General features: G+C 36.3%; 16 protein-coding genes and 4 tRNA genes. 7 read left to right on the top strand and 13 right to left on the bottom strand.

Features of this window, described 5'->3' with window-relative positions; translation table 11 throughout:
• Window positions 1–75: 75 nt before the first annotated feature.
• Both purN and purM read right to left on the bottom strand, forming a co-directional pair.
• Complete coding sequence (purN, locus tag BTR_RS06420; protein WP_012231885.1) at window positions 76–687, bottom strand: phosphoribosylglycinamide formyltransferase; 612 nt, start codon at window positions 685–687, stop codon at window positions 76–78.
• On the bottom strand, window positions 684–1,775 hold the full coding sequence (gene purM, locus BTR_RS06415) for a phosphoribosylformylglycinamidine cyclo-ligase (RefSeq protein ID WP_012231884.1): 1,092 nt from the start codon (window positions 1,773–1,775) through the stop codon (window positions 684–686). The genes purN and purM overlap by 4 nt, the downstream gene beginning before the upstream one ends.
• 158 nt (window positions 1,776–1,933) lie before the next feature.
• On the opposite strand from purM, the gene BTR_RS06410 reads away from it, so the two are divergent.
• The 5 genes from BTR_RS06410 to BTR_RS06390 all read left to right on the top strand — a co-directional run bounded on the left by BTR_RS06410 (window position 1,934) and on the right by BTR_RS06390 (window position 5,151).
• Window positions 1,934–3,145, top strand: a complete 1,212-nt coding sequence (locus BTR_RS06410; protein ID WP_012231883.1) for an AI-2E family transporter — start codon at window positions 1,934–1,936, stop codon at window positions 3,143–3,145.
• Entirely contained in the window at window positions 3,142–3,831 is a 690-nt protein-coding gene (hdaA, locus tag BTR_RS06405) for a DnaA regulatory inactivator HdaA (protein WP_012231882.1), read from the top strand. The genes BTR_RS06410 and hdaA overlap by 4 nt, the downstream gene beginning before the upstream one ends.
• Before the next feature lie 725 nt (window positions 3,832–4,556).
• Window positions 4,557–4,633, top strand: a tRNA-Pro gene (locus BTR_RS06400).
• Between the two features lie 89 nt (window positions 4,634–4,722).
• Window positions 4,723–5,028: an ETC complex I subunit gene (locus BTR_RS06395; protein ID WP_012231881.1), complete on the top strand. Its 306-nt coding sequence runs from the start codon at window positions 4,723–4,725 to the stop codon at window positions 5,026–5,028.
• 46 nt (window positions 5,029–5,074) lie between these two features.
• A tRNA-Arg gene (locus BTR_RS06390) sits at window positions 5,075–5,151 on the top strand.
• Between the two features lie 1,920 nt (window positions 5,152–7,071).
• Here the strand turns inward: BTR_RS06390 and BTR_RS06385 are convergent.
• From BTR_RS06385 to BTR_RS06375, 3 genes are all read right to left on the bottom strand, one after another.
• Window positions 7,072–7,146: transfer RNA gene (locus tag BTR_RS06385), tRNA-Val, on the bottom strand.
• A gap of 98 nt (window positions 7,147–7,244) precedes the next feature.
• Window positions 7,245–7,607 (bottom strand): cell cycle two-component system response regulator CpdR, encoded by a 363-nt coding sequence (gene cpdR / locus BTR_RS06380; RefSeq protein ID WP_005773448.1) that lies wholly within the window; start codon window positions 7,605–7,607, stop codon window positions 7,245–7,247.
• A gap of 791 nt (window positions 7,608–8,398) precedes the next feature.
• Window positions 8,399–9,316: a serine aminopeptidase domain-containing protein gene (locus tag BTR_RS06375; protein WP_012231880.1), complete on the bottom strand. Its 918-nt coding sequence runs from the start codon at window positions 9,314–9,316 to the stop codon at window positions 8,399–8,401.
• Window positions 9,317–9,599: 283 nt separating this feature from the next.
• On the opposite strand from BTR_RS06375, the gene BTR_RS06370 reads away from it, so the two are divergent.
• Window positions 9,600–10,067 carry an Hsp20 family protein gene (locus BTR_RS06370; protein WP_012231879.1) on the top strand — a complete coding sequence of 156 codons (468 nt, stop codon included), beginning with the start codon at window positions 9,600–9,602 and terminating at the stop codon, window positions 10,065–10,067.
• A 247-nt stretch (window positions 10,068–10,314) separates the two neighbouring features.
• Here BTR_RS06370 and BTR_RS06365 read toward each other — a convergent pair.
• Window positions 10,315–10,391: transfer RNA gene (locus tag BTR_RS06365), tRNA-Pro, on the bottom strand.
• A gap of 611 nt (window positions 10,392–11,002) precedes the next feature.
• Between BTR_RS06365 and BTR_RS06360 the strand changes: the two genes are divergently transcribed.
• Window positions 11,003–11,368: an iron-sulfur cluster assembly accessory protein gene (locus BTR_RS06360; RefSeq protein WP_012231878.1), complete on the top strand. Its 366-nt coding sequence runs from the start codon at window positions 11,003–11,005 to the stop codon at window positions 11,366–11,368.
• A 47-nt stretch (window positions 11,369–11,415) separates the two neighbouring features.
• Here the strand turns inward: BTR_RS06360 and mazG are convergent, their stop codons facing one another.
• The 7 genes from mazG to BTR_RS06325 all read right to left on the bottom strand — a co-directional run bounded on the left by mazG (window position 11,416) and on the right by BTR_RS06325 (window position 19,565).
• A complete protein-coding gene (gene mazG / locus BTR_RS06355) occupies window positions 11,416–12,231 on the bottom strand; it encodes a nucleoside triphosphate pyrophosphohydrolase (RefSeq protein WP_012231877.1) in 816 nt (271 codons plus the stop codon).
• 33 nt (window positions 12,232–12,264) lie between these two features.
• Window positions 12,265–13,194 (bottom strand): lipid A biosynthesis lauroyl acyltransferase, encoded by a 930-nt coding sequence (locus BTR_RS06350; RefSeq protein ID WP_038474608.1) that lies wholly within the window; start codon window positions 13,192–13,194, stop codon window positions 12,265–12,267.
• Window positions 13,195–13,200: 6 nt separating this feature from the next.
• Window positions 13,201–14,229, bottom strand: coding sequence for a zinc-binding dehydrogenase (locus BTR_RS06345; protein ID WP_012231875.1), 1,029 nt, complete (start codon window positions 14,227–14,229; stop codon window positions 13,201–13,203).
• Between the two features lie 67 nt (window positions 14,230–14,296).
• The gene (locus BTR_RS06340) at window positions 14,297–15,571 is read right to left on the bottom strand and encodes a beta-ketoacyl-ACP synthase (RefSeq protein WP_012231874.1); all 1,275 of its coding nucleotides are present in this window, start codon (window positions 15,569–15,571) and stop codon (window positions 14,297–14,299) included.
• Between the two features lie 15 nt (window positions 15,572–15,586).
• Window positions 15,587–16,762 (bottom strand): beta-ketoacyl-ACP synthase, encoded by a 1,176-nt coding sequence (locus BTR_RS06335; protein ID WP_012231873.1) that lies wholly within the window; start codon window positions 16,760–16,762, stop codon window positions 15,587–15,589.
• Window positions 16,763–16,772: 10 nt separating this feature from the next.
• Window positions 16,773–17,057: an acyl carrier protein gene (locus BTR_RS06330; RefSeq protein ID WP_012231872.1), complete on the bottom strand. Its 285-nt coding sequence runs from the start codon at window positions 17,055–17,057 to the stop codon at window positions 16,773–16,775.
• A gap of 189 nt (window positions 17,058–17,246) precedes the next feature.
• Entirely contained in the window at window positions 17,247–19,565 is a 2,319-nt protein-coding gene (locus BTR_RS06325; RefSeq protein ID WP_012231871.1) for an NADP-dependent malic enzyme, read from the bottom strand.
• Window positions 19,566–20,363 lie beyond the last annotated feature (798 nt).

Here is a 20,363-nt window from a genome sequence, read left to right as displayed (position 1 = left end):
AGAGGTTTTTAATGATAGGCGCTGAGAATAAATTGCATGTAAAACGTTGAAAAATACTACAAACCTCTGATATCCTTAAAAGGATAAGAGCTGTTGTTGCGTATCGACACTTTTGCTCTTTCCTTCAATAAATGCTTTTAAGGCTTCAGGGTAGAGTTTATGCTCTGCTTTAAGAACTCTTTGTGCTAAGCACTCCGTGCTATCATCAGGATAGACTGGAACGGCTGCTTGGGCAAGGATTTTTCCAGCATCCATATCTTCTGTAACAAGATGCACAGTGCAGCCTGTGATTTTTACACCTGCTCGTAAAACTCTTTCATGCGTATTTAAGCCTTTAAATGAAGGTAAAAGAGAAGGGTGAATGTTTAAAATTCGTCCCTCATAAAGTTTTACGAAACGTGATGAGATAAGGCGCATATACCCCGCAAAGCAGAGAAAATCCGGTTTATATTGATCTAAAATCGTGAAAATATCTTCTTCATGCTCTTCTTTCGTTTTGTAGATTTTGCGATCAACAACATGAATAGGTAAGTTATGATTTTGTGCTTTTTCAATACCGTTTGCACGTGGATTATCGCAAATAACTGCGACAATTTTAGCAGGATATCCCTTTTGTTGACTTGCTTGAGCAAGGGCGACCATATTGGACCCATTACCAGAAATGAAAACGACGATTTTTTTTTTCATAAATGCAGTACTCCTCTATAAAGTATTCCTTTATTTTGATCTTGGCGTTTTGTTAAAATGCCAAGGGGAGTTACAGTCTCTCCATTTTTTTCAAGAGCTTGCGTAACTGCTTCAGCTGTATGCTGTCCCACGATAATGATCATACCAATACCACAATTGAATGTCCGTAACATTTCTGTTTCTTCTATTTTACCTTGTTTGGCAATCCATGAAAAGACGGAGGGAACATTGATGGTAGAAAGATTAATTTCAGCGCAGAGAGAAGAGGGAATGACACGTGGAATATTTTCGAGAAAACCTCCACCCGTAATATGCGCTAGAGCTTTAACTCCTTCGTATTTTCGCATAATAGGAAGAAGCGATTTCACATAAATGCGTGTTGGTGTCAGGAGCGCTACACCAAGGTTATTTGAGGGATCAAAAGGGGCAGGGTCATTCCATTTGAGATCATTTTGCTCAATGATTCGTCGAACAAGTGAAAAGCCGTTGGAATGAATTCCAGAGGCGCTTAAACCTAAGATAATATCACCTTCTGTTAGGTTTTTTGAAGGGAGCAGCATGCTGCGTTCACATGCGCCTACAGCAAAACCTGCTAGATCATAATCTCCTTCTGCATACATTCCTGGCATTTCTGCAGTTTCTCCTCCAATGAGAGCCGCACCGGATTGTTTACATCCTTCTGCAATACCAGAAACGATTGCGGCACCTTGTTCAGGATCAAGTTTTCCAGTTGCAAAATAATCCAGAAAAAAAAGAGGTTCTGCCCCTTGTACAAGTAAATCATTGACACACATAGCGACCAGATCAATGCCTACAGTGTTATGGTGCCCCACTTCAATGGCAATTTTTAGTTTTGTTCCCACACCATCATTGGCTGCGACTAAGATAGGATCTGTGAAACCCGCTGCTTTTAAATCAAAAAGGCCACCAAACCCGCCAATTTCTGCATCTGCTCCCGCTCGTTTTGTCGCGCGTATAAAGGGTTTAATTTTTTCCACCATAGCATTACCCATATCGATGTTTACACCGGCTTTTGCGTAGGTAAGACCAGCTTTGGACTTATTATTTATAAGATCTTGATTGCTCATTGGAGCCTTCCTTTAATGGAAAATCAGGTTTTGACGTTATGCAATGCCATGATAGAGTTTTTTCTGCAAGAGATATTGATAAGAAAATAAGCAACTTTGCTTGTACCTTATTTTTAAGATATTTATAATTTTTGTGAAGAATTTTTTTAGGGTATTTTATGAGCAAGATATCAGATAATCATGGACAGTCTTCTTGGAAACTTATGAAAAAGAAAGTGAGTGAGAATACATCTCGTGACCGTTATAAGAGTTATACGCCAGCATATACACAATTACCGTTGCCGAATAATATGAAAAGACAAATCTTTTTTTGGCTGGGGGCGCTGATTTTTTTCATTCTTTTTATGTTTATTTTTGGATCAATTTTGCTTCCTTTTGTGGCAGGGATTGTGTTGGCTTATTTTCTTAATCCCATTGTTCAACTCCTTGAAAAGTTTGGTATTCGTCGTGTTTTTGGGACTGTCCTCATTACTTTATTTATTGTTATCATCTTTGTTGCTGCTTTGATTATTCTGATTCCTATTATTAGTTGGCAAATACAACAATTTGTGAGTGATGGCTTACCTGTTTATATGAATCGTATTCAAACTTTTTTCGTTGAGCATGATTTTGATTGGATAAGGGACTATTTTGGAAGTGATCCAAATGAATTACGGAGTAATATTAAAGGGCTTTTGGGAGAAGGTTCTGATTTTATTACATCTCTTTTGAATTCACTTTTGAAATCAGGAAAGTCTATCGTTAATATCGTTAGCCTATTTGTTGTGGCGCCTGTGGTGACATTTTATATGTTATTAGATTGGCCACGTATGGTGAGAGCAATTGATTCGTTAATACCACGCGATCATCTTGAAACTGTTCGTAGTATTTTTCATGAAATGGATAGAGCTATCGCAGGTTTTGTTCGTGGACAAGGAACTGTTTGTCTCATATTGGGAGGCTATTATGCAATTGGTTTAACGATTGCAGGACTCAATTTTGGTCTTTTGATTGGTATGTTTATTGGCCTTATTAGCTTTATTCCTTATATTGGAACAATGAGTGGTTTGCTCCTTTCTGTTGGGATTGCATGGGTTCAGTTTTATCCCAATAATTGGGGGGGAATCATCGTTGTGTTGGCACTTTTTTTAATTGGTCAATTTATTGAGGGTTATGTTCTTCAACCAAAACTTGTTGGTTCATCGGTGGGATTACATCCTGTGTGGTTGATGTTTTCGCTTTTTGCTTTTTCTTCACTCTTTGGTTTTACCGGTATGCTTGTTGCTGTTCCTGCAGCGGCGGCTGTGGGCGTTTTAGTTCGTTTTGCTCTTCACACTTATCTTAGTTCTCAGATGTATTCGCGAAGTGGAAATTCGGAGCCGCAAAAATGAATGGGCGAGAAACGCAATTATCGTTAAATTTCCCTTATAAGCCAATTTTTCAATTTGATGATTTAGTCGTGACGGATAGCAATCGTATGGCTTTTCAGCTTATTGATCACTGGCCCAATTGGAGCTTACCTATTGCAGTTTTGGTTGGAAAAGAAGGATCTGGAAAAACGCACTTTTCGAGTATATGGCTCCAAAAAGCAAATGCATTCAGGATTCAGCGCAATAAAATTGATCAGGCTGTTGCTATGGCTTCTTTAGGTAGCCCCTTTTTAATAGAGGATATTGATGCAGGAGAAATTAACGAGACAGAACTTTTTCATTTAATTAACAGTGTTAAGCAAGCAAATATTGATGCACGACAAGCTACTTTATTGATGACGGCACAAACACTTCCTTCTGCTTGGAATTTAAAGTTAAATGATCTAAAAAGTCGTCTTAATTCGGTGATGTTCGTTGAAATTAATCAGCCTGATGATGCATTGTTAACAGCTGTTGCCTTTAAGCTTTTTTCCGATAGGCAGCTTATTGTGCATCCAGATACAGTTTATTATCTTATCAGTCGTTGTGAACGTTCTTTATTTTCATTGAAGCATGTTATTGATTCTGTTGATCAGTTGGCGTTACAAAGAAAAAGGAAAATAACGCGTGCTGTTATTGCTGAAGTTTTGAATAGAAAAAAAACGTAAACACTCCTTATCATGGCTTTACGTGTTCTCTCCTTTTATTGTTGTTTGAATAGGAGGAAAGACAAGTCATTTAAATTTCTGCTTTTTTGATATCTGTTAAGAGTGAAAAAATGTTATTTTTTACTATTTTTATGCGTTTCGTTTAAATGGCTTTGAGATTTTATGGGATGAATGTTCTTTTCATCATTTATATAAGCGGTATATTTTGTATTTGAACATATTTCTAAAAAGAGTTCTTCACTCTATTTTTAATAAAGCTTTTATGATTTGAAGAAATGTTTGTTGTTTATGGACTTGGATTATAGGAGAAACAAGAGTTTTCTCATCCTTGGAAGAATAGAAAGAGAGGAAAGAAGCTTAATACAGCGGGATTTTATATGAGTACAGTAGAGATATTATATTCCCTTTGGGAAAGCCCTTGTAGTAATAAGTCGTTTTTTTCTAAAATTCTACCTGTAGAATGGTTCTGATACAGTGGGAGTTCACTTAAAGCAGGATAAAATTATAGAATCCTTATAAAGGGATTCATTATTTTTTATATCGATTAGATTTTTGTACGGATGTTCTTTCTGTTTTCGTCAATAAATATGTTATTGAGGAGGAAAAAAATTTAAAAACATTCTTTTTTGTAAAGAAATGCAACAAAATTGAAAAAAAGTGTGTTTTTCTCTTGCACTTCTGTTGTGAAAATTTTAGGAAATGTGCATCAAATAAATGTTAAATGGCGGAGCGTAGCGCAGCCTGGTAGCGCGCCTGATTTGGGATCAGGGGGTCGTAGGTTCGAATCCTATCGCTCCGACCATGTTTGATGAAGTGTATGAGAATGACCCGGTTGGGTACGTGTGGTAAAAAATAATCGTTCAAGCGTTGTGTAATCTGAAGGGAAAAGGCATGATTGCACGTATTTATAGTCCTGCTAAAACAGCTATGCAGTCAGGTAAGGGGAATACAGGCTTTTGGATTCTACAGTATGAGCCTATGAAAGCAAAAATGCTAGAGCCTCTTATGGGTTACACGGCAACATCTGATATGAATAGTCAAGTAAGAATCCGTTTTAATAGGAGGGAAGAAGCCGTTGCTTTTGCGCGCAGGAATGCTATTCCTTATCGTGTAGAAAAAACACATGCCTCGATTCGGCGTGCTGTCTCTTATTCTGATAATTTTCGCAGTGATCGGCAGCAATCTTGGACACATTGAGTTAAAGATGCTATTTTGAATTGAGAAAATAATCAGTTGGGTGTTGGGTCCCGTAGCTCAGCTGGATAGAGCAACGGCCTTCTAAGCCGTGGGTCACAGGTTCGAATCCTGTCGGGATCACCATGTTTAAGAAAAGTAATAGATAAAAAAATTCGGGAGTCTCCTTTTGATTCTATTAGTTTATTTTTCTGTACACTCTGAGCTTTTTTGATGTCTTTTATTGATTCTATCGCAGTTTTCTGTTGGCTGTTTGGGTATAAAGTGATGCCATACTGTTTTCTGTCCAGCCAAAAAGTGCTTTTGTGATACGGTAGCTCCACATTTGCTTGCTGCGTATTGCTGATCATTTTTTTACCCATTGGCTTATTCTTTTAATGCGGTTGCATTCCATGCTTTAGAAAACAGATTGCCAAAATTTTCTTTTATGAGATTCTTTCCATTTTGCTAAAAATGAATGTGCTATTTCTTAGATAAGGTTTAAGCATTGTGGCTAATGCCGGTAAAATTACAAAAAATGTCTACCTTAAATTTTTTTATGAATAATATTATGATCTTTGGTAAGATTGATTTTCAAGGCATGATAGATTCGGTTTAGACGTATTTTGTGGAACATTGAAGAATAAAAATGCTATCTGTTTATGATGAGAGTTTAGAGACAACATCCCCTGAAGGGATGAAGGTTGTTTCTTGTATTGAAAGCTTTGCTTTATAATGCGTTACGACTTTAGAGTTTTTGGGATAAAAAGATGTTGCGTATGTGCAATTTGGATAAGATATTGTTTTTTTATGTGATATATTTATTGCCAATCTGATTTAATGTGGTTGTTATTGTTTCTCAGGATAGGGCAATAGATTTCAGCAATGTTTATGGTTTTCTGAATTTTATCAGTTTAAGCATACATGCTGCATGTTATAGGTTATTTTGTACATATTCTGTTTGAATTATGAATGAAGATAGATTGTATCTCAGAGTTAAGTTTTTAGATTTCATATTTATATTTTCAAATATTTTTTCTTATTTCTTTATAGTTTTTACGTTATGCGAGAGCTATTTAGTATTGAGTAACGATTACGCTAAAATGTTATGCGATAAGATCTGATGTTCTAAACGCCGTACAATTTAAGGGGATCATTGTTTCAATAGGAATATAGTGCGAAGAACAGAGCGCTATTGTATTGTATATTATGCGCTTGTTTTAAAAATACGTCCTTTAAATTCCAAAAACTCATTTCATGCCAACGCTTGTGAATAGTATAACGGCTAAAACCCATTGAGTGCAATCATTTGTACGCTTGTGAAGGAATAAGTCGGCACATTACATACTTTGTCTATTTGCTAGCCGACAATGTTGCAATAGACCTTGGTTCTTTAAATTATTATAGGTGTTTTAGTGCTTTCTTGTACAATTTTTATCCACACGCCAATCCTTCTTGTGACGTGCAGAAGAGATGATTTTGATTGATTCAACACGGGAGGGGTTTAAAATAAGAGGGCTTTATAATATTCGGATTTTTTATTCAACATGTCAAATAATAAAATATTCTTATAAATCAATTTATTGACAGAATAAAAACTTTCTTTTGTATTGTTTTTACTCTTTCGAATATTTTATGACAACGTGTTATTGGTAAATTTAAAATACCGCTCTAAAAGCTAAAGTGTTTTACATACCGAAGAGACTGTTATTATATATCTAACTATTTTAGCAACAGGGTGTGTCAATAGAGAAGAAAGAATCAAAAAAATAGGGAATAGATTAGAAGATAAACAATGTCTTTTAGAAAAAATCCTATCTTTGTCAAAAGAATTTTACAACAAAACCTTTTAACCCGTCGCAATTGCAACTGTTGTTGCAATTATGATGCTTTCTAGATGGCTTATCTTGAGAGTCGTTATCAGAATTCAATAAATATCAAAAATATCCCGTAGAGTATGCTCTTTGGAGAGGTATGTTGCAAAATACTATTCCCTAACCTTTTTGCACGTCTCATACTCTGAAAAAGATATAACAAACCATAAATTATTTATGGTAAAAGCGCAAATGGTGGGCGTGACAGGGATTGAACCTGTGACCCCTACGATGTCAACGTAGTGCTCTCCCGCTGAGCTACACGCCCATTCATCGATGTTGCATACACCATATAGAATGACAAACGTCAATGCTTAATTTCATTTTCTCTTGCAACAGATGCAAATAATTTAGGAAAATATCCCTTTAAGCAGCAATAAGGATCTTTTCAACTTCATTGACAAGTTCTCGTAAGTGAAATGGCTTAGAGAGAACCTTTGCATCAGGAGGAGCATCACTATTTGAATTGAGTGCAACCGCTGCAAAACCTGTAATAAACATTACGCGTAAATCAGGATCAATCTCAGTAGCGCGTCGTGCAAGTTCGATTCCGTCCATCTCCGGCATCACAATATCAGTCAGGAGAAGAGAAAATGGTTCTTCTTGTAAACGTTCATATGCGCTTATACCGTTATCGAAATCGGCGACTTCGTAGCCTGCGCGTTCTAAGGCTTTTACGAGAAAGCGACGCATATCATTATCATCTTCTGCGAGCAGGATTCGTTTCATGATTGTGTTCCAATGGCTCCATTTGTCAGAGTTTTTACCACATCAATTATACAATACAGAGTATTTATAAAAAAGATGGTAAAATACTCATAATTGAAATGAATGGCAAAATGGTTAATTCTTATATTCTTATTCAAAATACAACATATTCGTTGTGAGTTGGTTAAATTCGATATGATTTTGAACAAAGAAGGAACGATCTAAAACTTTTAAGGTGATTCATTGCTATTTTTTCTTTTAAATTGTCTGATTCTTATCAGAATTCCATTAAAAAAATTATGAAAATCATTACTGAAGGGGTGATGATGTCGGGTAATTAGAAGCATATTATGTTAATTTGTTGTTTTTAAAAGATTATCCTATAGAATTTTTATAGTTATTTGCTTTTTATAGAGATTTGAAAATGAATATTATAAACAATGTTTATTTTCAAATTTTTCTTTAATTAAATAAAAGGTATTATTTTTTATACTATAAAATCATCCCTTAATAATATATCAAAAATAGTATTTTGATATTTTATTTATAAGAATTTATTATGATTTATTAAGATAATTTTTTATATTTATTTATTAAACTATCATCATTGTGATAATATCACTTATATATTCGTTATTTTTGTTATGAATTGTGAGTGAATATTTGTTTCATGGTTTGTTTTTAAAGTCTATAAAACGAATCATATGGATGGTTAGAAGATGGAATCTATTATATAAGGAGTATTTATAGAACGATGTCGCTCATAGAAAACTTCGTTTTTAGTAGAGCGAAATGGAAGTTAAAGTTTCATATTATTTTATAGATACATTGTCAGGGATAAATGCATCAAATGCAGCCCAGAATTGTTTTTTGTGATCTTCATTATACATGATTGTATCAAGCTCAGCACCTGTAATAGTAATACTTTCTGTCAGATGTGTGTGTTGGCATAATTGCCGTACTTCAATGTTGTTGGCAAGATTGTTTTGATTAGCAAGAATAAAGAGTGTTGGGATTTGTAAATGTCCGTGGCGTATATTTTTCTTCACAGAATCAATTACATTAAATACTGAAGCCATCCATTGGGATGTTGGTGGCTTAGTGGAAGGGAGTGACTCTTGATGTATGTTTCCTAATTGTATATTTTGGGGGGGAATTTTTTTTAATTTTTTCCCATTTTTCACTGGTATAAAGCCAAAACCTATATCAGAAAGAAATTGTGTTAATTTATGTTGAAAACCATTCGTTTTATTGCCCAATGGAGCAAAAAGGGGAGAAACGCAGATCAATCTATTAAACTGATGATTAATGACATCTAATCCGCTCAGTGCCACTAATCCCCCTATACCATAGGCGAGCATAGAGTAAGGTGGTGGACAAATAGGATAAACAACATTTTTAAGAAATTCATATAAGTCATTAATATCATTGTTTATATCAAAGTAATATTGTCGGCTTTTTTTTCTTGTCTTGAAGGATATTTTGGGGGGATCAAACCAGTCAAATATTGCTGTATGAAAACCACGTTGAGAAATTTCGTTTATGGCTAACAGATATGTTTCTAAAGCATTTACATCGCTTTCAAGAATAACAATTGTTCCCTTAGATTTTTTCGCTTCAGGATATGTTATCGCAAAACGAATTTTGCGATCTGTTGCTATTTTAAGGGTACCATAATGGATATTAGGAGGAGTGGAACCCCAGTCTATGGGATAAAGAGGTGTTTCCAATGGACATCCTTTACAAGTGTATTTTTGCAACTGAGCGCACCATGAGATAATGAGTGGGCGTTGATATTTATGTAATAAAGAAGAAGGATTAAGAAAGGGGTAGGTTGTTTTTTAGATCGTTTTTGTCAATTTCAGGTACAAAAGAGTTGAAATAAGGGAAAATGATTACCAGATAATACAGTGTGGTTGCCATGATGGGGCTGCAGGTTCACAAGTAAGTTTGCCATTTGGGAGCTTTGTGAGTCAATTATAAATTATAGTCGCTCTAAAGGAGGGCAGTATTATGCGTCAAGTAGATTTTTCACCATTTTATCGTTCCACAGTAGGTTTTGATCATCTTTTAAACTGGTTTGATTCTAGAACACAACCAGAGGAAATTTCTTCTTATCCCCCATATAATATCGAGCGTTTAACCGAAGATTCTTATAGAATTTCTATGGCTGTTGCTGGTTTCTCGCAAGATGAAATAGATATTGAAACACATTGTAATCAGTTGATCGTTAAGGGAGATAGAAAACAGGAAAAGGGCGAGGAAGAACGAGAGTTTCTTTATCGAGGAATTGCTTCGCGTGCTTTTGAGCGGCGTTTTCACTTGGCTGATCATGTGAAGGTTATTGGGGCAGAGCTTGGAGATGGGCTTCTTCATATTCAGCTTAGAAGGGAAATGCCAGCTGAATTAAAACCAAAAAAGATAACCGTGCAGACGTCACCATCCATTACAAAAAAAGATAACAGCGACATTATCGCATAAAAAAATTTAGAAAATATGAGAAGCAAATAATTATAAATTTTTAAAAGAATAAAGTAACGCGAGGCAAAGGGTCTCGCGTTTGCTGTGTATCCTCGTGAGATTGAAGATCATCCTCATAAAGACGATGTTTTTCAAATCAACGATAAAATATTTATTGCATATCACTCTACGTTGAAGAAAAAAATCACGTATGTGCAATTGAAATCAAAAAAACTCTAAATAAGTTTATTTTATAGCGTTTTAAAAATGGTCGGAGCGGCGGGATTTGAACCCACGACCCCTTGACCCCCAGTCAAGTGCGCTACCAAGCTGCGCTACGCTCCGAGTCCGTTTGAAACGATTAAATGACTGTTTCTTTAAAGGCAAGAGAAAAAATAAACAGAACAAAATCTAAAATGCTCTTACACTTACAACTTTTGAAAGTGAAAAATTTCACATCAATAGATTGTGATTCGTTTAAGGTAAGTCACAAATCTGTAAAGTTTTTTGTTATCATTAAATTTTGAGCTCTATGTTAATAGACCTTATTCATTTAACTCCTTTTGCAGATATGGAGGGGGAGGATTTATAATTTTAGGGGTATTAGAGAAGAAGAGGAGCGTTAATTAAGTGCGGGAGGTATGTTTTCTTTATCTCATGGTTCATTAAAAATAAATATTTTTAAAAGGTTATAATTGAATGTATGCATTGAAACGTTTTCTTTCGTTTAGAGTTTTTATAGCAGAGGTATCTTGCGTTTTATGTGGGTAAGGATATATGGCAAAAAATTGTAAATTCTAGATTGTACAATGAAAAATCTCATTTTATGAGGATGTATTATAAAAAGGTTAGGATGTTTTAATTTATGTCTTATTGTTATTCTTCTAAAATACCGGATAGAATATGGTAGTGACAAAACGTTTAAAGTGTCTATTGAACCAAGAAAAGAGTAAACGATGAGTCGTTTTTCGGTAATAAGTTTAACACAAGCCGCTGTAAATCGCGTTAAAGCGATTATGGATGCAAAAGATGCACGAGGTATTCTTGTTGGAATCAAAAAAGGCGGTTGTGCAGGGATGGAATATACAATTACTCTTGTCAAAGAAGAGGGGATAGATGCGGATGTTGTTGAAGTGAATGGTGCTCGTGTTTTTATAGCGCATGATGCGGTATTATTTTTATTAGGAACACAGATGGATTATGAAGTGACAACGCTTCGTTCTGGTTTTGTTTTTAAAAATCCTAATCAAGTTTCAGCATGTGGGTGTGGTGAGTCGGTAGAACTTCGTCCTGCTACCCAAGATCAATGTAAAACGAATTGAGCTTCGTGAGATTATTCAAGCTTAGGGAAATTATCATTGAGTAATTTCTAGGAGGTTTGTTCATTTTTAGCTTGCTTCCAAAGTACTTCCATTTCATTTAAGGATGCCTCAGTGAGTGTTTTAGATTGCGTAGATAGCTTTTCTTCAATATAGGCAAAACGATTTCGGAATTTTTTATTTGTTTTTTTTAATGCTTTTTGTGAATCAATCTCTAAATGGCGTGCGAGGTTAAGAAGAATAAAGTAGAGGTCTCCAAACTCTGCTTCTATTTCTGAATTTTTTTTATTTTTGATGGCTTCTTTGAGCTCTTCAAGTTCTTCTTCTATTTTTGCAAAAACTTTATCACTTTCTTGCCAATCAAAACCTACTGTAGCTGCGGCTTCTTGCAAAGCAAGGGCTTCTTGGTTTGCAGGCTGGATTGATTTTACTTTTGTAAGAATGCTTGAATTGGTATTTTTTTCTTTGCACAAATTCTTTTGTTCGGCTTGTTCTTCTTTTTTTATATATTCCCACTCTTCTTTTATAAATCCTCGTTTTTTTTGCTCGGCATTTCCAAAAACATGAGGATGGCGGCGAATCATTTTTGCCGTGATTGCATAAACAACATCTTCAAAAGTAAAGCTGCCTTCTTCTTGTGCAATGGTCGCATGATAAATAACCTGTAAAAGAAGATCACCAAGTTCTTCACAGAGATCTTTTCGGTTTTTTCGTTCGATGGCATCAGTGACTTCGTAAGCTTCTTCAAGCATATAGGGTATGAGAGATTCAAAAGTTTGTTTTTTATGCCAGAGACAACCACTATCAGGATTTCGTAATGCAGCGATAATTGCGGTAAGATCTTTGATATCTTTTGAGGCGAACATTTATACTTCCTCTGTAAGCAATAGAGCTTATGTTTAGATATCCCAACGTCTATGTAACCACATCCATTGTCCAGGATATTCACGAACCCAAGTTTCAACAATATTATTTAATTTTTGTGTAGAAGCAGCGATATCGATATCATTTTTTTCATCACGTGGAAGTTCGACATGTTCATATAATTCTAAACGATGGCGTCCTCCAGGGAGACGAATACAGCGTGCTGGATAAATATCACAGTTATATTGCCGCGCAAGCTTTATAATTAAAGGATTTGTTTTAAGGGGTCTGTTAAAAAATGTTCCCATGATACCGCGGCGAAATTTTTGATCAACCAGCATACCAATATTTTCACCTTCTGCTAATTTTCCTGCTAATGCCCATGCTGCACCGGCTTTGGAGGGAACAAGATGTCCCATAGAAGTTTGTCGGGCTTTAAGGACTCGTTTGGCAACATAGGGATTATTGGGTGGTCTAAATAATACCGTAACATTCAGATCAAAACTTTGTGCGCAGATAGGCAGAAGTTCAAAATTTCCAGTATGTGCTGTGAAAAAAATATGCGGCTTTTTTTCATTTTTTAATCGCTCAAAGATTTCAACACCTTTAACTTCAATAAAACCTGGCTCATCCGCATAAGGATCAAAATCAAAAATTTTATCAAGATAAATATATTCGGCGAGCAAGCGTCCTATATTTTCCCACATTTCTATGGCAATCGCATAGCGTTCTTGCTCTGTTTTTTCTGGATAGGCATACCTAAGGTTTGTGAGTGTTATTTGATGACGATAGATAAGGGGACCGATTTTTTTTGCCAACCAAGAAAAAAAAGAAATTCCCATTTTGGCTGGAAAGCATTTTAAAATAAATAAAGAACTAAAGAGAAGATATGCCCACAACAAGTAGGATATTTTTTTAGCTATAATTTTAATACGATATATGAGATTTTTAAGAGAACGCTTCATCATGATTTAATTGATTTTAAGAATAATTTTACCAAAAACATCACGGCTCTCCATTCGTTTTAAAGCTGTATCCATTTCATCGAGTCCAACAATCGTATCAATGACAGGATGTACGGCTTTTTGTGCCATTTTTTGCATGGCATTTTTCATATTTTCCATACGGCAGCCAAATGAACCAAATATCTTAAGTTGTTGCTGGAATAATTGCATGAGATTTATGGATGCTGAAACACCAGAGGTAGAACCGCAAGTCACTAAGCGTGCTCCTTTTTTCATACACAACAGAGAACCGTTCCATGTATCGACACCAACATGCTCAAAAACAACGTCAACACCTTTTTTTTGAGTTAATTTACGCACCACACCTTCAAAACGATCTTTACGATAATTAATCACATGATCTGCTCCAAGAGAGTGTGCTTTTGCAATTTTTTCATCTGAACCTACCGTGGTAATAACGGTGCATCCCCTGTGTTTTGCAAGTTGAATGGCTGCAGAGCCAATACCAGAACCACCTGCTTGTATCAGAACTGTTTCTCCTGCTTGTAGTTTTGCGTTATCGAAAAGCATATGTTCTACGGTACCAAAAGTAATGGGAGCAACAGCGGCTTGGAATTCATCACATTGGGGAGGGGCTGGAACCAATAAACGTGCTGGTAAATTGACAAGATCACAAGCAAAACCATCAAGATGAAAACCATAAACTCCCTTTACATCCGTGCAAAGATTATCCTGTCCTTCATGACAAGCTTGGCATACTCCGCAGGTTTGTGCACCATAAATTGAGACGATTTGTCCAAGGTGTAAATTTTTAACATGGCTTCCCAGTTGCGCAATTTCACCGGAAGCTTCGGCACCAATGATGAGGGGCATTTTTCTTTTCGCAAAAGCCATTCCACGCCAGCCCCATACATCAATATGATTGAGTGCAACAGCTTTTATACGCACTGTTACCTCATCTGGTCGAGGTGAAGGAGGTGGTGCAATATTAGTAATTTCAAGCTGGCGTTCATTTAGCAATTGTAGCGCACGCATTATTATTCCCCTTCAATTGATAATTGCTATTGCTTCAGTATGATTAACTTTGGTCAGTATGGAAAAATTACCCTTTATAGGCAGTGATAACAAGACTTGTATTTTGACCACCAAACCCAAATGAGTTTGACAAAACCGCATTGACATTGGCTTTACGGCTATGATGAGGAACAACATCTAAAGGAATAGCAGGATCAGGATTATCGTAATTTATTGTAGGTGGAAGTATCCCCGATTGGATGGTTAAAAGCGAAAAAACAGCTTCTATGGCACCAGCAGCAGTTAAGGTATGCCCAATCATTGATTTATTAGAAGAAACTGGAATGTGCTCTAGAATGTCACCGAAGACTGTTGATAACGCAAGATATTCCATTTTCTCATTTTCAGGTGTAGAGGTTCCGTGAGCATTAATATAGTCAATTTCATGGATGGTTATTTGTGCATCATTTAAGGCTTTGCGAACGGATCCAATGGCTGGTGATGCATCAGGTTTTGAACGTGTACGGTGAAAATCATCAGCTGTTTCTCCACAGCCCGCTAAAATTCCTAAAATTGTAGCATTACGGTCTAATGCGCTTTGAAGAGATTCAAGAACAAGAGCGCCTGAACCTTCTGCCATAACAAATCCATCTCGATCACGGCTGAAGGGTTTTGCTGCTTTTTCTGCAGGTTCATTTTGAGTGGAAAGAGCAGATAATAATGAAAAGCGAATGAGAGATTCTGCTGAAACTGATCCATCTGTCGCAATGGTGAGAGCACGATTTGTTTCTCCTCGTCGAATAGATTCAACGCCTAATTGAATTGCTGTTGCACCAGATGCACAAGCTGTGGAAAGTGTAACGGGAAGTCCTTTTGTGCCAAACGTTTTTTGCAATTTTTCTGCAATGGAACCAAATTGTGTGGTTTCAAAAAGTGCTTCGTGGGGTCTATGCTTACAGACTTTAAGAAGATGTGCATAAGAAGGCTCATTATTGAATCCTTCTTCTTGATCAAGACTAAAACGTGCTTGCCATTCAAGTTCAACAGGGGGCGCGGCTAGAAAGAGTGGTCCATTAAAGTTTGTTTTATCAAGAGCAGCTTGTTCTAAAGCTTCTTCAGCAGAAAGATGTGCAAGCTTTTCAGAAAGAGCTGAAGCACCAAGCGTACTTTCTTCGAGAAAATCAATTGTTCCGGCAATATATGTATTTAAGCCCTCAACGGGAAAACGCGTTATTTTGTGGATGCCGCTTATACCGCTTGTTAATTTTTGCCAATTTTCATATTTCCCTTGTCCCAGTGATGTGACAACGCCTGCCCCAGTTATGGCTACAAGTGGACGCCCAAAATGATCACGATATTTCACGATAGAAATTCTCCTTCAAACAGCCGTAAGACGTAGGATACCTTCAGCCCTTTTTATACCAATAGATGTAACAAGTATTTCATGTACTTCTTTAGAAAAAGGTTTTTCATGAGGACTTAACGCTGGAAAACAGAGTTTTTTTTCAATTGAAAGTGCTGCAAGGGCAACTGCTAAAGGAAATTGTGCTTCTCGCATATAACCGAATAATGTTGTAATACCACGGTAAGATAGATTAGCGTCATCAAGAGCATTTTGTTCTGCTTTTGTTGCTTCGTGAGCCCCTGAAGCTGCTGAAATGGCTAAGGAATCTTTAGCGCCCACCATTTTTAACATTGTTGCAATTGATTTCTTAAGCGGCGTTTTGGTTCTATCTGTTTGGTCTGTAATAATTTGGCTAATTTCAGCATAAGCACGTGCGTTACGTTTTTTTGCATGTTCTCTACTTTCAAGAACAAGAAAGACACCACCAGAACCGGTGATAATACCACCACCAGGGTGAATTTCACGATTCCACACTGGGCTCCATCCATTATGGGTTAAAAGACCACCAAGCTCATGGGCCAACAACATATCATAACTTTGTGCATTATAGGAACTTCCTACAAGAGCATGGGTACTTTGTCCTGATTTAATACGGGTTACAGCAATTTGAAGGGCAGAAAGTCCACTGCCTTCTTCTCCCATAAATGTGCGAGATGATCCAGTGACTTTATGAACGATTGAAATGTTTCCCGCCAGAAGATTTGAAAGTTGTGCCAAAAATAATGTTGGACGAAGTTCAGTTGAAAGCGCAACATTTAATATAGAAGCGTGATCGGTGACTGCGCGCGCTTTAGAAAGAATCTGGGTATCAACAGTAATATCACGCTCTCCTCCACTTGCTGCTACGATCATGTCCATTGTTGACGTGAATTGTTCATTATTTTTCATGCCGGCATCATCAAGAGCAAGACCAGCCGCATAGGTACCAAGGCGTTGCCATGTCCCCATTTGCCGTTGATCGCTTTTTTTAGGGATTTGTGAACTCCAATCAATTTCAGGCAATTTATGAACTGTGTAGGGCGAAAAAGTTGTACAATCTAGGTTTGGTGTACAAATTGGATCATTTAAGAGACTCCAATGTTGATCAGTTCCTTCTCCAAGAGAGCTTATGAGACCTATACCAGTGATGAATACGGATTGATCATGCATAGTAAAAAAATTACTCCGCCTGTTTTAAGGCAACGAGATCATCAATTTTTGCACAGAGGTTTTTAAGAACAAAGTATTCTTCCGTAGTCACTGTACCTTCATTGACTTCTTGCGTCCATTGTTCTAGGGGCACTTTTATTCCGAAGGCTTTATCAATAGCGAAAACAATATCAAGAAAATCAAGACTATCGATTCCCAAATCATCAATTGTATGACTTTCAGGTGTGATTGTACTACGATCAATTTCACTAATTTCTGCAATAATATCAGCAACTTTATCAAACGTGGAAGGCAATGTATGGATTCCTTATTATAGAGTTAGTAAATTCAAAATACATTTAATATCATTCTTCTAGCCTTTTTTCTCTTTAAAAAAAAGTTTTAATCCAGAATATAACTGTCTTTATCTATAGAAAAAAGAACTTTACAGTACGTGAAATACTATATCTCAATATTTAAAAAACTTTGAAGTTTTATTGTACATTTATTTTACGAGACTATTTTTCCTATTTGCAGCAAGGACGGCAAGAGCTGTTATATTAACAACGCCGCGTGATGTTACTGAAGGCGTTAGTATATGGGCGGGACGTGCTGCCCCTATTAAAATAGGACCAACATGGAGTGCATTTGTAAGGCTTTTAACAGTGTTGAGCGTGATGTTGGCTGAATCAAGTGTTGGAAAGACAAGCAAATTCGCTTCACTTTTGAGACGAGAATCAGGAAAAACACGATCACGAAAAACTTTGGAAAGGGCAGCATCACCATGCATTTCACCATCTGCTTCTAAATGAGGGTGTAATTTGGCAAGAATTTCTGTTGCACGTCGCATTTTACGCGCACTTTCTGTGTTTTTAGAACCAAAGTTTGAGTGTGATAATAAGGCTGCTTTAGGTGTTATTCCAAATGCTTCAACTTCTTGAGCGGCCAATACGGTCATTTCAGCGATTTCTTCTGCAGAAGGATTTTCATTGACGTAAGTATCCGTGAGAAAAAGAGTCCGTTGTTGAGAGATAAGCAAACTCATAGCAGAAAAACGGTGAACATGAGGGTCAAGTCCGATAATTTGTTCAATCAATTCAAGTTGACGTTCAAAACGTCCTTCTAAGCCGCAAATCATCGCATCTGCTTCTTCACGCATGACGGCAAGGGCCGCAATAGCCGTTGTTGATGTTCTCACTATTGTTTTTGCCATTTCAGGCGTAACGCCACGTCTTCCTGTATAATGAAAAAATAAATTAACGTAATCACGAAAACGAGGATCATCTTCAGGGTTTGTTAATTCAAAATCTATATTAGGGCGAATTCTCAAACCAAAGCGTTTTAATCTTGCTTCTATGACGTGTGGACGACCGATAAGAAGAGGTGTTGCTGTTTGTTCTTCAATGACAACTTGCGCTGCACGAAGGACGCGTTCATCTTCACCATTGGCATAGATAACACGTTTACGTTTTGATGTTTTTGCTGCAGCAAAAACAGGCTTCATTGTTAGTCCAGAAAGAAAGACAAATCGATTGAGGATATCATAGTAGGCTTCCATATCTTCAATGGGACGGAGTGCGACACCTGTTGCCATTGCTGCTTTAGCAACAGCGGGAGCAATACGTAATATTAAACGTGGATCAAAAGGAGAGGGGATTAGATAGTCTGGTCCAAAATTAGGTGGTTCTTTTGAGTATGCACGTGCTACAACATCTGAAGTTTCTTCACGAGCAAGAGCAGCAATTGCATGAACAGCAGCCATTTTCATTTCTTCATTAATTGCAGTAGCACCTACATCCAATGCACCACGGAAGATATAGGGAAAACAAAGGACATTATTAACCTGATTGGGATAATCAGAGCGCCCTGTACAGATCATTGCATCGGGCCGTATAGAGTGTGCTTTTTCAGGCATAATTTCTGGTACTGGATTAGCCAGCGCTAAAATTAATGGATTTTGAGCCATTTTTTTAAGATATTCAGGCTTTAAAACACCACCCGCAGAGAGTCCTAGAAAAATATCTGCATTATCAATAATATCAGATAAAGTTCGTGCGTCAGTTTTTTGTGCATAATTGACTTTCCAACGATCCATAAGGGTTTTGCGACCTTCATAAACAACACCCTCTAAGTCACTAAGCCAAATATTTTCAACTTTTGCTCCAAGACGGACCAAAAGATTAAGACAAGCTAGGGCGGCAGCGCCTGCACCTGAGGTAACTATTTTGGCATTTTCAATTTTTTTTCCTGAAAGATTTAAGGCATTTAATACAGCCGCTGAAACAATAATGGCCGTTCCATGTTGGTCATCATGAAAAACTGGAATATTCATTTTAGCGCGCAGCTTTTCTTCGATTTCAAAACATTCAGGAGCCTTAATATCTTCAAGATTAATACCACCAAATGTAGGTTCTAGGCTCGATACCGTTTGTACCATTTGCTCTATATCGGATGCATCAATTTCAATATCAAAAACATCAATATTCGCAAATTTCTTGAATAAAACGGCTTTGCCTTCCATAACGGGCTTTGAAGCGAGTGGACCAATATTCCCTAAACCAAGAACAGCTGTTCCATTTGATATAACAGCAACTAAATTAGAACGAGATGTATATTGAGCAGCAAGATTGGGATCTTCATGGATTGCAAGACATGGCGCTGCAACGCCTGGGGAATACGCAAGAGCTAAATCACGTTGATTATCAAGAGGTTTTGTTGCTTGTATTTCCAATTTTCCAGGTTTTGGATGTTGGTGATAAAAAAGTGCAGCACTGTCAAGTTCAGCTATTGGTGAACTGAAATCATTATTTCGTTCTCTAGACATTTTTATGATATCCAAGTTAGTGTATGTTTATATGAGTGTTCCATCTACAATAAGGTTTTGTCCACTAATAGATCCTCATTTCTCTGAATATCAAAATGCATGAGCATGAGCAAATTCCGCTAGATCGTAAAACCAGTTTAATGTTTCTTTTCGTTTGTGCGCATGAATAAATTTCATTGATAGCAGCACATTTGTTTTTCTTATCCTTAATAAAACGCGTAAAAATTGATTAATCTACAAACAAATAAAATATTTACTAATGATTACATTACCAAGCCATTATTTTTTTTGCAATGCTTACAAATTAAGGAAAGAAAAGAAGAGTTTTTTCTATTAACTTCAGCTTCTTTATTTAAATTTCTATAGGAAAGTAGAAGAAATTTTAAATAACAATTTGAAATTTATAAATTGTTTGTGAAATTATTAAAAAAGAAACTGAAACTTTAAAAATGGAAGTTGTTTTGTTAATTGTTCAACTGAACGCTTAATAATACGGGCTATATATTTTTAAATATACTGACAAATTTGTGTCTTAATAAACGAAAGATATATCCGAGACAGTTGTCATTACGCATTTTATACATGAAATTCATATATTCCGCTATGTCGAGTGAAAAATTTTAATACAATATGGTTCATTCATTTCAAATTTACCTCATATAAAAAATGTTGGCTTACATATTTCAAGTAAGAAAAATATATGAATAAAAAAACCTTAAAAAAGGAATAGAAATGTTTCTGATGAGCTATTTTAATACAAACGCGTGAAGAAACATTGAGGAATAGAAAATAATATTA

This window comes from Bartonella tribocorum CIP 105476 (assembly GCF_000196435.1).
GTDB lineage: Bacteria > Pseudomonadota > Alphaproteobacteria > Rhizobiales > Rhizobiaceae > Bartonella > Bartonella tribocorum.
The sequence above is the reverse complement of the archived record's forward strand: the minus strand, read 5'-3'. Positions and strand labels throughout refer to the sequence as shown.

What these genes read in the sequence shown, in the direction of transcription:
- purN (WP_012231885.1), bottom strand. Translation starts at nt 687, where the DNA reads ATGAAAAAAAAAATCGTCGTTTTCATTTCTGGTAATGGGTCCAATATG.
- purM (WP_012231884.1), bottom strand. Translation starts at nt 1,775, where the DNA reads ATGAGCAATCAAGATCTTATAAATAATAAGTCCAAAGCTGGTCTTACC.
- BTR_RS06410 (WP_012231883.1), top strand. Translation starts at nt 1,934, where the DNA reads ATGAGCAAGATATCAGATAATCATGGACAGTCTTCTTGGAAACTTATG.
- hdaA (WP_012231882.1), top strand. Translation starts at nt 3,142, where the DNA reads ATGAATGGGCGAGAAACGCAATTATCGTTAAATTTCCCTTATAAGCCA.
- BTR_RS06395 (WP_012231881.1), top strand. Translation starts at nt 4,723, where the DNA reads ATGATTGCACGTATTTATAGTCCTGCTAAAACAGCTATGCAGTCAGGT.
- cpdR (WP_005773448.1), bottom strand. Translation starts at nt 7,607, where the DNA reads ATGAAACGAATCCTGCTCGCAGAAGATGATAATGATATGCGTCGCTTT.
- BTR_RS06370 (WP_012231879.1), top strand. Translation starts at nt 9,600, where the DNA reads ATGCGTCAAGTAGATTTTTCACCATTTTATCGTTCCACAGTAGGTTTT.
- BTR_RS06360 (WP_012231878.1), top strand. Translation starts at nt 11,003, where the DNA reads ATGAGTCGTTTTTCGGTAATAAGTTTAACACAAGCCGCTGTAAATCGC.
- mazG (WP_012231877.1), bottom strand. Translation starts at nt 12,231, where the DNA reads ATGTTCGCCTCAAAAGATATCAAAGATCTTACCGCAATTATCGCTGCA.
- BTR_RS06350 (WP_038474608.1), bottom strand. Translation starts at nt 13,194, where the DNA reads ATGAAGCGTTCTCTTAAAAATCTCATATATCGTATTAAAATTATAGCT.
- BTR_RS06345 (WP_012231875.1), bottom strand. Translation starts at nt 14,229, where the DNA reads ATGCGTGCGCTACAATTGCTAAATGAACGCCAGCTTGAAATTACTAAT.
- BTR_RS06335 (WP_012231873.1), bottom strand. Translation starts at nt 16,762, where the DNA reads ATGCATGATCAATCCGTATTCATCACTGGTATAGGTCTCATAAGCTCT.
- BTR_RS06325 (WP_012231871.1), bottom strand. Translation starts at nt 19,565, where the DNA reads ATGTCTAGAGAACGAAATAATGATTTCAGTTCACCAATAGCTGAACTT.